This window comes from Streptomyces sp. NRRL F-6492 (assembly GCF_001280125.1).
GTDB lineage: Bacteria > Actinomycetota > Actinomycetes > Streptomycetales > Streptomycetaceae > Streptomyces.
Genome location: NZ_LGEG01000032.1, coordinates 1 through 12,390 on the forward strand (window position 1 = coordinate 1; position 12,390 = coordinate 12,390).

Sequence of the window (12,390 nt, forward strand, 5' to 3'; positions counted from 1 at the left end):
CGCCCCCTCCGATCCCCACCGCGACGCCCACCCCGACGGTGCCCCCGGAGCCCGCCGAGCCGAAGGCCGGACCCGGGGTGCGGATCACCGTCCAGCCCGAACCGGGCTACGTCGGCGGGCGCGTCGTCGTCACGTACACCGTCCGCAACGGACGCAACGCGCTGGCCACCGGGCTGCGGCTGACGATCGGGCTGCCCGCGGGGGTGCCCGACGGCGGGCTCCCGGCGGGCTGCGACCGGAACCGGGTGTGCGCGCTGCCCGACCTCACGCCGGGCACGAGCACCGTCCTGCGGGTCGTGCTCAGCCCGCGGAAGGCGATGACCGGCCGGGTCACCGCCGTGCTCACCACCACCGGGACGGACGCCGACCGGAGCGACAACACCGCCCGGAAGCGGCTGCGCGTCCTCCAGCCGCGCATCGTCGCGGTGCCCCCGATCGGCAAGCCCGGATTCGTCACCTCCGTGCGCGGCGTGGACTTCCCGCCGGGCGTCCCGGTGCGGTTCACCTGGAACCCGGGAATCACCGCCGCCGCCGCGCCGACCTTCCCGAAGGCCGACGGCACGTTCGTCGGCCAGTTGCTCATCCTCGCCAAGGACCAGACCGGGCCGCGCACCATCACGGCCGAAGGCCCCGGATTCTCCCCGGTGAAGACCGACTTCCTGGTCGTCAGCGGCACCGTCCAGCCGCCGGACGGGGTGACCCGCCGGTGATCCACGAGGTCGACGAGGGCCTCGGGCGGCTCCTCGCCGGAAGCGGCCTGGAGGCGTCGGGCGTCGAGGTCGTCTTCGACGCCCCCACCCGAGACTGGGCGGCGCGCCGCAGCGCCCCCACCGTCTGCGTGTTCCTCTACGACATCCGCGAGGACGCCCTGCGGCGCGGCTCGGGAACGGGCGAGGTCTACGACGGGGACGGCCACCTCGTCGCGCGCCGCTCCCCGCCGCGCTGGTTCCAGCTCACCTACCTGGTGACGGCGTGGGCCAACCGCCCGCGGGACGAGCACCGGCTGCTGTCCCAGGTGCTCGCCGCCCTCGTCGCCCAGGACGCGCTTCCCGCGTCGCTGCTCACCGGCTCGCTGGCCGAACTCGGCCTGACCGTCGGCCTGGAGACCGCCGGGGCGGGCATGGACGCGCCGGCGGCGGCCGACGTGTGGTCGGCGCTCGGCGGGGAGATGAAGGCCTCCCTCGGGCTGCGGGTCCGGGCCCCGCTCGCCGGAGTGACCGAGGCCACCGCGCCGCCCGTCACCGAAGGGCTCCTCGTGCGCTCGGCCGCCGCCCGCGACGGCGCGGCCGGGACGGGGGACCCCGGCCGCAGGCTGCGCTACACCGAGGTCACCGACCCCGGCCGCGACGGCTTCACCGGCCCCCGCGAGCGCCCGCCCGCCCCGGCCCGGCGCCGCCGCAGGGGGGACCGCCAGCCGTGACGTACACCGTGGAACCCCTGACCGACGGCGGGCCCGACACGGGACGGCACCGCGCCCCGGACGCCCTGTGGACGCGGCTCGGCGCCGTCGAGGCGCGCGTGCGGGAGGCCGTGGCGGCGCGCCGTGCCCTCGACCCCGACCCCGACGACCCCTACCGGGGCCAGTACCTCACCCCGGAGGCCGCCGCGCGGATCCTGGACGAGCCGGGCGGTCTCGACCTGCCGGAGCCGGAGCCGGAGCGGGGGCGGGAGCGGGAGCGAGAACCGGCGCCGGAGCCGGAGCCCTGGCGGCCGCCCGCCGGGTCCCTCCTCGACGGCCTGGTACGGCGGTTCGGGCTGACCCCGCTCGACCTGGACCTGCTCCTCGTCGTCGTCGCGCCGGACCTGGACGCCCGGTTCGAGCGGCTCTACGGCTACCTCAACGACGACCTGACGCGCCGTCGGCCCACGCTCGGGCTCGCTCTGGAGCTGTGCGGACTCGGCGGCGCCTCGCCCGCCCGGTTCCGGCTCGCCCCCGGCGCGCCGCTGGTCGACCACGGCCTGGTGGAGGTCACCGAACCCGAACGGCCGCCGCTGTCCCGCGTCCTGGCCGTGCCCGACCGGGTCACCGCCCACCTCCTGGGCGACGCCCGGCCCGACGCCCGGCTCGCCGGAGTGCTCGACGAGGTCCGCGAGGACCCGACCGCCGGGGCGGCGGACGTCCGCCGCGCCGCCTCGGCGGCCACGACCGGCGTCGGGCTCGTCCACCTGCGCGGCCGGGGCGGCGACGCCGAGGGGCTGGCCGCGGCCGCCCTCGCGGCGGCCGGGCTCGGCGTGCTGGCCCTGGACGCGGCGGCGCTCGCCCGGCGCCCGGCCGAGGTGCCCGCGCTCGCCCGGGTGCTCGCCCGCGAGGCCCGGCTGACCGGCTCCGGCGCGGTCCTCGGCCCGCTGACCGCGCTCCCCGGCGAACCCGCCGAACGGGCCCGCGTCCTCGCGTCGCTGTGCGCCGCGCTGCGCGGCCTCCCGCTCCTCACCCACGGCACCGTCGGCTGGGACCCGGCCTGGGCGGCCGACACCCCCGTCGTCCTGGACGTCGAGGGGCCCACCCCCGAACGCCAGGCCGCCCGCTGGCGCCACGCCCTCGACCGGGCCGCCGGCGACGGGGGCCCGGCGACCGGCGACACCGTGGCGCTCGCCCGGGCCGTCGCCGCGCACCGCCTCGACTCCGGTCAGCTGCGCAGGGCCGCCGACGCGGCCGTGCGGACGGCCGCCCTGGACGGACGGCCGGTGGAGCCCGACGACCTGCGGACCGCCGTGCGGGCGCAGAACGGCGCGGGACTCGACCGGCTCGCCCGCCGGGTCGAGCCGGGCGTCGGCTGGGACGACCTGGTGCTGCCGCCCACCACCCACCGCCGGCTGCGCGAACTCGCCCTGCGCGCACGCCACCGCGAGCGGGTGCTCGGGCAGTGGGGGATGCGGCCCGGCGGCGGCCGGGGCCGCGGGGTCGTCGCGCTGTTCGCGGGCGAGTCCGGCACCGGCAAGACCATGTCCGCCGAGGTCGTCGCCGCCGACCTGGGCATGGACCTGTACGTGGTGGACCTCTCCACGGTCGTCGACAAGTACATCGGGGAGACCGAGAAGAACCTGGAGCGGATCTTCACCGGGGCGTCGGCGGTCAACGCCGTCCTGCTCTTCGACGAGGCCGACGCCATCTTCGGCAAGCGCTCCGAGGTCAAGGACGCCCACGACCGGCACGCCAACATCGAGTCGGCGTACCTGCTCCAGCGCATGGAGTCGTTCGACGGGATCGCGGTGCTGACCACCAACCTGCGGGCCAACCTCGACGAGGCGTTCACCCGCCGTCTGGACGTGGTGGCGGACTTCCCCGTGCCGGACGCGGAACAGCGCCTGGCGCTGTGGGACCGGTGCCTGGGCGCCCGGCTGCCCCGGGGCGACGACCTGGACCTCGCCTTCTGCGCCGACCGCTTCGAACTGGCCGGCGGGTCGATCCGGGCCTGCGCGGTCACCGCGGCCTACCTCGCCGCCGAGTCCGGCGAGCCGCTCACCATGGGGCAGGTGGTCACCGCGGTCGCCCAGGAGTACCGCAAACTCGGACGGCTCGTCCTGGAGGGCGAGTTCGGGCCGTACCTGGCGCAGGCCGCGGGGGCCTGACAGAAGAGGGCCTGACCGGGGCCTGACAGGGGGCCTGCCCGTGGGCCCGGTCCGGCGGACCGGGCCCACGCGGTGTCCTACAGGTCCATCATCTCGGTCTGGTGCGCGCCCCGGCCGCCCGCGGCGGGCGTCGCCGCCATGTCGGTGGCCGCCGCCCAGATCGCCTGGCTCTCCTTCGACGGGACCGTCGCCAGGTTGGCCTTGCGCGCCTCGTCCATGATCGTCTTGAACATGTTCCACAGCTGACCGGGGCTGGTGGCCCGCGTGGTCAGCCAGCGCATCTCGACCGGGGCGCCCTTCTGGCCGCCGATGTGCGGCACGATCGCGGCGTTGGGCTCGTCGGCCTTCGGCAGCGCCTTGCCGGGCGCGATCACCGGGAAGTCCTCCGTGCCGTTGAGGAGGCTGTCCAGCATCTGCGCGGTGTTCCCGACCCCGGTGGCGCCGTGGCCGTACGCCGGTCCGGCCGGGTTCGGCGTGTTCGCCGGATACCTCGCCAGCAGCCCCTGCCAGTGGGCGACGCCGGTCTCCGGGACCTCGCTGTGCAGCCAGGCCGCGAGGTGCTGGAGGACGTCCTGCCCGACGACCTTCTCGCGCAGCGCGTCGGTGGTGGCGGCCCGGCGGATGCCGCCCAGGTTGGCCAGTTTGAGCAGGAACGGCACGGCGTTCTTCGTGGAGGCCGTGGGCCCGCGCACGCCCGCCTCGATCATGGCCGAGCCGACGGCGTACGACAGGCCGAGGGCCAGGGTGCCGGTCAGGGCCGCCTGGTCGCCGTTGTCCAGGCCGGGCAGGAGCTTCGGCACGACGTCGGAACGCAGGCGCGGCACCGCGCGGTTGATGGCGGCGGCGGCGTCGCGCCAGCCGTCGGCGATGTGCTCCTTGCCGGGGGCCCGCCGCGACTCGTGGCTGACGTCGTTGGCCTGGAAGCTGTAGAGCGACGGCAGCCCGGACGGCAGCACGCCGAGGGTGGCCTGGACGTACATCTCGGCCTTGATGTCGTTCTGGAAGGCCCTGATCGCCGACTGGACCTTGGCGTTGCCGAACAGCTCCGGGCCCAGCCAGTCGCGCAGGGCCGCCAGCGGGGTGCCGGTCGCGGCGACGGGCGAGCCCGGCACGGTGAAGGCGTTCTCCTTCGGGTTCCGCCCGAAGATCGCGTCCACGTGGGCGTCGATCCGGTCGGCGACCTTCTTGACCGCGGCGTCGGACCCCGGCGCCATCTCGTCGAACGGCGCCGTGACGTACTCCAGGTTGCTCATCGACGAGGCGAGCTGCCCGGTCGCCACCGGCTGCCCGCCGTCGCCGGTCAGCTCGGAGAGCACCGCGTGCAGCACCCGGACCCGGCGGGCGAGCGAGTTGTGGTCGGTGAGGATCGTCAGGTTCTCCTCGCTCATCACGGTGGCCGCGTAGGGGAACCCGCCGTGGAAGAACCCCCCGAGGTCCGCCCCGGGCGCCCGGCCGCCGACCGTGTTCAGCCCCGTCGTGGGGTGCTGCCCGAAGCTCGGCACGCTCAGCTCCACCTCGAAGCCCACCAGACGCTGCACGGCGTCCGGGCCGGCCGCGCGGCGCACCTCGCCGTGCCCGTGGTCGTGCCCGTCGCCCGCGTGGTGCCCGTCGTGCGCGTGGTGCCCGGAACCGTGGTCCTCGACGGCGCGGGCCACCGGCACCGGCCCGGAGAGCACCCGCCGGGCGTTGCTCTCCGCCTCCCGCTCGAAGCGGTCGCCCGGGTCGCTGATCCGCAGCCCGTCGCCGCGGTCGGTGCCGGACACCGGGCCCCGGCGCTGCTGGACGACGTGGGTCAGTTCATGGGCCAGGGTGTGCTTGTCCCGGCCGCCCTCACCGAGGACGACGTGGCTGCCCGAGGTGTAGGCGCGCGCCCCGATGGCCCGCGCCGAGCGGGCCGCCGCGGCACCGGTGTGCAGCCGCACCCCGGAGAAGTCCGTGCCGAACCGGGACTCCATCTCCGTGCGCACCGGACCGGCCAGCGGCTTGCCCGCCGAACCCAGCACCTCCCGCACCCCGGTGTCCCGCTGCTCCGGGGCGGGCGCGGGCGCCACCCTGCGGGCGATCATGCCGGTCACCGCGGCGTTGCCCGCGCTGCCCTGGGCCGCCCGGAGCGCGCCGGCCGTGAGCGGGGGCGGGACGGCGGCGCCGGTCCCCGGCGTCTCCCGCCGGGCCCCGGACCGGTCGCGCGCCGGCTGCCGGTCCTCGGCCCGTTCGGTGCGCGGCCTGGAAGTCTGCACCTGCTGCCTCCTCGTCGGCGCCCGTACTGCGACTCTCCAGTGCACCGGCCGCGCCGGCGCCGCGTCCAGGTACGAACGGGCAGCGCGGGGGCAGTCCCGGGTGACGTCCGGACGGTCGGTGCGGACCGTCCGTAAAGGCAGAAGCGCTGCCCCCGGGCAGGTCCGCAGGTCCCTGCCGGTCCGGCGGCGGACCGAGCAGACTCGGCCTGGACACAGGTGACCGCAGGACCGCAAGGACGCTAAGGAGCGAGCATGCCGACGTACCTCACCCCGGGCGTGTACGTGGAGGAGGTGCAGTCCGGTGCCAGGCCGATCGAAGGGGTCGGCACGGCCGTCGCCGCGTTCGTCGGCTTCGCCGAGAAGGGCCCGTTCCACACCCCGACCCTGGTCACCGGCTGGGACCAGTACACACAGGCGTTCGGCGGCTTCACCGAGGGCACCTACCTCGCCCACGCGCTCTACGGGTACTTCTCCAACGGCGGTGGCGCCGCGTACGTCGTGCGCATCGGCGGCACGGCCGAGACCGGTGCCCGGTCCGTCGACGCCGACCGACGCGACCGGGAGGGCGCGGCCGTACGGCCGGTGGAGCTCGGCGGCTTCCTGATCGCGGCCAGGCCGGGCGTGACCGGGGTGTCGGTCGAGGTCGCCGACGCCGAGGGCGAGAACCCGCCGGAGGACCGCTTCCGGCTCCTCGTCCGCCGGGGCGACCAGGTCGGCGAGACGTACGAGGCCTCCGCCCGCAAGAACGTCAAGGGCTACCTGGTCACCCAGGCCCGCGCCTCCGAGCTGATCGAGGTCACCGAGCAGCGCGGCGCCCCCCAGACCCGGCCCGCCTCCCAGACCGTCGCGATTCCCGACGCGCCCGGGGCCCCCGCCGTCCCGGCCTCCGCGGACCCGGCCCGCATCGACCCCGCCGAGTACGTCGGCGACGCGGCGGCCCGCACCGGGTTCGGCGGCCTGGAGACCATCGACGAGATCACCATGGTCGCGGTGCCCGACCTGATGGGCGCCTACCAGCGCGGCGACATCGACGCCGAGGGCGTGCGCACCGTACAGCTCGCCGTCATCTCGCACTGCGAGCAGATGGGCGACCGCGTGGCCGTCCTCGACACCCCGCCGGGACTCAACGCCCAGCAGGTGCGCAACTGGCGCATGGACGAGGCCGGCTACGACTCCCGGTACGCCACCCTCTACTACCCCTGGGTACGGGTCTTCGACCCGGCCCTCGGGCGCAACGCGACCGTCCCGCCGAGCGGACACATCGCCGGGGTGTGGGCGCGCAGCGACGCCGAGCGCGGGGTGCACAAGGCCCCCGCCAACGAGGTGATCCGCGGCGCGGTCGACCTGGACATCCGCCTCAGCAAGGGCGAGCAGGACCTGCTGAACCCGATCGGCGTGAACTGCGTCCGGGCCTTCCCCGGCCGCGGCATCCGGATCTGGGGCGCCCGCACGCTCTCCTCCGACCCGGCCTGGCGCTACCTGAACGTGCGCCGGCTGTTCAACTACCTGGAGGAGTCGATCCTCCTGGGCACGCAGTGGGTCGTGTTCGAGCCCAACGACGACCGGCTGTGGTCCAGCATCCGCCGCAACGTCACCGCGTTCCTCACCGAGGAGTGGCGCCGGGGCGCGCTGTTCGGCCGGACCGCCGACGAGGCGTTCTACGTGAAGTGCGACCGCGAGAACAACCCGCAGGAGTCCATCGACCAGGGCCGCGTGGTCTGCGAGATCGGCGTCTCGCCGGTCAAGCCGGCCGAGTTCGTGGTCTTCCGGCTGGCCCAGTTCTCCGACACCACCAGCCTCATCGACGAGTGACCCGCGGGTCCGGGTCGGTTACACAAGGAAAGGTTGACAGACAGTCATGGCAACGGGCGATGCTCTTTCCACCCACGTCTTCGGCGTGCAGCTCGGCGGATACCTCGTGGAGTCCATCCAGGAGATCAGCGGCTTCACCGTCGAGGAGGACGTCGTAGAGGTCAAGCAGGTCACCGCCGAGGGCAAGCAGATCATCCGCAAGCAGCCGGGCGCCCGGCAGGCCGGCGAGATCACGATCACCCGGGGGCTCGACCAGAGCAGCGAGTTCACCAAGTGGATCAAGGAGACCCTGAACAACGGGGCCGTGAACTCCGCTCGGCAGAACCTGACCATCGAGATCAAGGACACCGAGGGCACCACGGTCCGCCGCATCCAGCTCATGCAGGGCTGGGCGTCCAAGTGGGAGGGCCCGTCGCTGAAGGCGGGCGAGTCCTCCCCGGCCACCGAGTCCGTCACGATCGTGTTCGAGGAGATCGTCGTCGAATGAGGCGCCGAACCGTGACGGCGGGCAACCTGGAGGAGATCCTCCAGCTCACGGCGCCCGACCGGGCGCCGGAGCAGCAGGCCGCGCCCCCGGCCCCCGCCCCGTCGCCCCCGCAGCACCGGGAGGGCGGCGGGCTGCGCACGGAGTTCGAGTTCGAGCTGCCGCGCGGCTACGTGGACGAGGCGGGGACCGTGCACCGGCACGGCTCCATGCGGCTGGCCACCGCCCGCGACGAGCTGCGGCCCCAGATCGACCTGCGGGTCAAGGAGAACCCGGCCTACCTGAGCGTGGTCCTGCTGAGCCAGGTGATCACCCGGCTCGGCGGCATCACCGACGTGCACGCCGGGATCGTCGAGCGGATGTACGCCACCGACGTGGCGTTCCTCCAGGACTTCTACCGCCGCGTCAACAGCGAGGGGCACACCCGCGCGGCGGTGACCTGCCCGCACTGCGAGGGCGGCTTCGAGGTCGACCTCTCGGGTGGGCGCCTGGGGGAATCGTGACGTACGCCCTTCCCCGCCTCCGGGAGGAGATCGCGTACATCGCCTACCACTTCCACTGGCAGCGCGAGGAGATCCTCGACCTGACCCACGGCGAACGGCAGCAGTGGGTGGCCGAGATCGCCCGTATCAACACCCGCATGAACGAAGGCGGTTGAGCACATGGCATGGCGGGACAGACTGCGTCGCCGCGCCGGAACGACCGGCGGGGCGGGCGTGGGCCCGAACGCGTCGGGCGGTTCCGCGGGGACGGGCGCGTCCGGCGGTTCCGCGGGGACGAGCGCGTCCGGCGGCCCCGCCGCGCCCGGCGACCCGGCCCCTTCCGCCCTGCCCGGTGACTGGGACGGCGGCTGGCGCCGCACCGAACCGCAGCACCTCACCCTCTCCCGCGCGCCCCTGGGCGTGAGCGACGGCCTCGCCTTCCGCGCGGGCCTCGCCGCCTGGCAGAACCCGTCCTTCGACGGCGGCATGGGCCACGCCCTGCTGCCCACGGCACCCACCGGCCTGGTCCACGGGATGACCCGCCCGGCCGCGCCCCACGCCACCGGCTCCGGCGGGGGACCGCTGCTGCTGCGGGCGGTGCGCGCGGAGGGAACCGGGGCGGCGGACGCCGCCGGTCCGGAGCCGCGGCTTCCGTCGGCCTCCGGGAGGCCGCGGACCCCGAAGGCCTCGCAGACCCCGAAGGCCTCGCAGACCCCGAAGACCCCGAAGGCTCCGAAGACCTCCAAGACGGATCCGAAGACCCCGAAGGCTCCGGAGACTTCGAAGACCTCGAAGAGCCCGAAGAGCCCGGGGACCCCGAAGACCCGGGAGACGCCGGTCGTCCAGCCGTCCGCCACGGCGGACCGTGCGTCGTCCGGCGGCGCGAGCAGCACCGCCGACCCCTCGGAGCGGCGGAGTCCGGGCGGCCGCCCGCCGGGCCGCGACCTCTCCGCCGCGACGTCCCCGGCGGTGCTCTCCGCGCCGGCGCCCGCCGTCCAGCGGGCCGCCGCCCCCTCCGACACCGGCCGGCCGCCGGCCGCGGCGCCGATCCCGCTCGTCCGGCGGGTCGCGGTGGTCCCCGTGGCCCCGGGCGCGCGGAACACGTCCGTACGCGGACCCGCCACGGGTACGGCGGGGAGGGCCGAGACGCGGAGGGGCGCGGCGGAGAACGACGCTCCGGCGAGCGGGGCGCGGGCCGTACCGGGCGGCGGCCGCCCGGAGCCCTCCTCCCGGCCCGTGGTCCGGCCCCGTCCGGCCGGGCCCCGTCTGACGGTCGCCCGCCGCGTGCCGGGGGGCGCGCGCCAGGTGCCCGCGCTCCGTCCCGCCGCGCCGGCGGCCCCCCGCCGGGACGGCGCGGCGGTCACCGAAGCCCCCGAGGCCGTGGGACCGTCCCGTTCCTCCACCGTCGAGGCCGAGACCTCCGACCGGACCGCTCCGGGCCCCGCCGTCCAGCGAGCCGCCCGAACGGTCCTGGGCGCTCCGCTGACCGAACTGCCCCCGTCCGCGACCCCGTCGGCCGGGAACGCCCCTTCCGTACCGTCCACGGCGAGCACACCCGGCCCGGGGCTCCCCTTCGTCCAGCGGCAGGCCGAGGACACCCCCCGGGGCGGAACCGGCGTCCCCGTTCCGAGCCCGGACCCGGTGTCCCCCCGCCGTTCCGGAGCGCGGGCGCGCGGCGGCCTGGGCGCACCCCTGTCCGCGATGCCGGCCAGCGCGGGGCCGCCCGCCGGTTCCCCGGCGCCCGGCGCCCGGCCCGGCCGTCCGGCGCCCGGACCCGGTGTCCAGCGCGCCCCGGCCCCGCCCTCGCCCGCCGGGGAACGATCCGCGCCCTCCGGACCCGGTCCGGGGGCCGCCGCGCCCCATGTCCCCCTGCTGGGGGCCACCGACGTCCAGCGCCGGATCACGGATCACCCGGTGTCCCGGGGCGACGGCTCCACGGACCACCCCTCGGGCGGTACCACCGCCGTCCGCACTCCGGGCCCCGCCACGCCGTCGGTGACACCGGCCACGGCCCCGTCCGCGAACACCGCGCCGCAGGCCCCCGCCGGTCGTGACGTCGTACGGCCCGGCACGGCTCCCGCCGGTCCCGCCCCGGTCGTCGTGGCCCGCGCGGTGTCCGGACCGGGTGCGAGCGTCCCGGGCGCGGCCCCCGTCGGCGACCGGCGGGAAACGGCCGGACCGGCGCGAAGCACCGCGCCGAAGGCGACCGGCGGCCCGTCGGGGACCGCCCGGGCCACCGCCGCGCCCGAGTCCGGTCCGCGCCCCGCCACCGCCCCCGCGTCCGAGGCCTCCTCCGGCGCCCGCCCCGCGACGGCCGCGTCCGGCGACGGCTCCCGGGCCTCCGCCGCGCGGACCCGGCGCCCCGGGACCGTGTCCGTGCCGGTGGCCCGCCGTACCCTCGCGCTGCTCCCCGCCCGCCCCCTCACCCTCAGCACCCGGGCCCCGGAGGGCCTGGCGCCGTCCGCCGCGTCCCGCCCCGTGAGCGGTCCTCCCGTGGTGGCGGCGCGCTGGAACACGGCGCAGGACGCTCCGGGCGGCGCGTTCGACCGACCCGCCCGCACGCCGTCCCCGGCCGGCGGCGGCGCGCCGGAACCCGTACGGCGGGCCGCGTCGGAATCCGTACGGCGGGCCGCCTCACCGCCCGTCTCACCGCCCCGGGGCGCACCGGCACCCGGCGCGTCCGGCGCCCCCGGATCCGCCGTACCGCCGCCGTCCGCCCGGCGGTACACGGCCGCGCCCGTACGGCGGGCCGCGCCGGAGGCCGGCGCGGTGCCGTCCGTCCAGCGGGCCGCCACGGGGTACGGGCCGCCGCGCGGTGACGGCGGAGCGGGGACCGGTGTCCCGGCCGCTGTGGGACGGGTCCCGGTCGTCAGGCCCGCGCCGCCGGGTTCCCCGGCGCGGCCCCTGCCGGTCGCGCCGCCGCAGGCACCCCCCGTGGCGGGCGGCCCGCCGGCGCCACCGGCGCCCGGGCCCGGCGCGGCCGTTCCCGTGGTGCGGCCCCGGGCCGTGCCGTCGGCCGCCCCCTCGACGGGCGGCGGCGCGGCACCCCGGATCCAGCGCGCCGCGGCGGACGCGGCCAGGAGCCCGTCCGCCACGCCCGCCGCACCGGCCGTACCGGTGAAAGAGGTTCCCGCGCGCGGGAAGCAGGCGCCGGCCGCCACCGGGCGGAGCGCCGGCCCGGCGCAGGACCCCGGCCTCGACCTGGACGACCTCGCGCGGCGGCTGCTCGACCCGATGGCCCGCCTGCTGCGCACCGAACTGCGGCGCGGCCGGGAGCGCACGGGCCGCCCCTACGACGGACGCCGCTGAACGCACGGCGCGGAACGGATGACGGACCGATGACGGACAACATCTTCGCGAGCAGCGTGTTCTTCCGGCTCGCGATCGGCGGCAACGACCTGGGCGCCTTCAACACCTGCTCCGGCATGGGCGCCGAAGTCGAGATGGAGAGCTACGCGGAGGGCGGCAACAACGGCTTCACCTGGCAGTTGCCCGGCCGGGTGACCTGGTCGAACATCACGCTGACCCGGCCGGTCACCGCCGACACGGCGAAGATCGCCCGCTGGCTCGACGAGACGCTGAAGCGCGTGGAACCCAAGGACGGCGAGATCGTGGCCCTCAGACCGGACCTGAGCCGGATCATCAGCTGGCAGGTGTTCGGGATCGTCCCGGTCCGCTGGCAGGGCCCGTCCTTCGACCCCAGCAGCTCGCAGGCGGCGGTGGAGACCCTGGAGATCGCCCACGAGGGACTCCGGCCCTCCTGACGCTCCCCGCCCCGCCCTCCACCCCCCCGCCGACGCCCCGG

9 protein-coding genes and 1 pseudogene are annotated in these 12,390 nt (G+C 76.6%); 9 read left to right on the forward strand and 1 reads right to left on the reverse strand.

All coding sequences use genetic code 11. The features are described from left to right. The 3 genes and pseudogenes from ADL08_RS05140 to ADL08_RS05150 form a co-directional block, all read left to right on the forward strand. Positions 1–710 (forward strand): annotated as a pseudogene (locus ADL08_RS05140) (DUF11 domain-containing protein); the annotation flags it as partial. Beyond that, on the forward strand, positions 707–1,420 hold the full coding sequence (locus ADL08_RS05145; protein ID WP_053640840.1) for a DUF4255 domain-containing protein: 714 nt from the start codon (positions 707–709) through the stop codon (positions 1,418–1,420). The pseudogene ADL08_RS05140 and the gene ADL08_RS05145, both read left to right, overlap by 4 nt. Then, entirely contained in the window at positions 1,417–3,570 is a 2,154-nt protein-coding gene (locus tag ADL08_RS05150) for an ATP-binding protein (protein WP_078967998.1), read from the forward strand. Before ADL08_RS05145 ends, ADL08_RS05150 begins: the two co-directional genes overlap by 4 nt. A 77-nt stretch (positions 3,571–3,647) precedes the next feature. On the opposite strand, the gene ADL08_RS05155 is transcribed toward ADL08_RS05150, so the two are convergent. Next, positions 3,648–5,807 carry a DUF4157 domain-containing protein gene (locus tag ADL08_RS05155; protein ID WP_053640841.1) on the reverse strand — a complete coding sequence of 720 codons (2,160 nt, stop codon included), beginning with the start codon at positions 5,805–5,807 and terminating at the stop codon, positions 3,648–3,650. Positions 5,808–6,059: 252 nt separating this feature from the next. Here ADL08_RS05155 and ADL08_RS05160 point away from each other — a divergent pair, with 252 nt between their 5' ends. Genes ADL08_RS05160 through ADL08_RS05180 form a run of 6 tightly spaced genes read left to right on the forward strand, consistent with a single transcriptional unit; the run spans position 6,060 to position 12,349 of the window. Then, on the forward strand, positions 6,060–7,619 hold the full coding sequence (locus ADL08_RS05160) for a phage tail sheath family protein (protein WP_053640842.1): 1,560 nt from the start codon (positions 6,060–6,062) through the stop codon (positions 7,617–7,619). A 46-nt stretch (positions 7,620–7,665) separates the two neighbouring features. Then, complete coding sequence (locus ADL08_RS05165; protein ID WP_053640843.1) at positions 7,666–8,106, forward strand: phage tail protein; 441 nt, start codon at positions 7,666–7,668, stop codon at positions 8,104–8,106. Continuing rightward, entirely contained in the window at positions 8,103–8,606 is a 504-nt protein-coding gene (locus tag ADL08_RS05170; protein WP_053640844.1) for a zinc-ribbon domain-containing protein, read from the forward strand. Before ADL08_RS05165 ends, ADL08_RS05170 begins: the two co-directional genes overlap by 4 nt. Beyond that, entirely contained in the window at positions 8,603–8,761 is a 159-nt protein-coding gene (locus ADL08_RS37535) for a DUF6760 family protein (protein WP_163014002.1), read from the forward strand. Before ADL08_RS05170 ends, ADL08_RS37535 begins: the two co-directional genes overlap by 4 nt. A 4-nt stretch (positions 8,762–8,765) precedes the next feature. Continuing rightward, complete coding sequence (locus ADL08_RS05175; RefSeq protein ID WP_159042994.1) at positions 8,766–11,894, forward strand: hypothetical protein; 3,129 nt, start codon at positions 8,766–8,768, stop codon at positions 11,892–11,894. Between the two features lie 29 nt (positions 11,895–11,923). Then, on the forward strand, positions 11,924–12,349 hold the full coding sequence (locus ADL08_RS05180) for a phage tail protein (protein ID WP_053640846.1): 426 nt from the start codon (positions 11,924–11,926) through the stop codon (positions 12,347–12,349). The last annotated feature ends 41 nt before the right edge of the window (positions 12,350–12,390 follow it).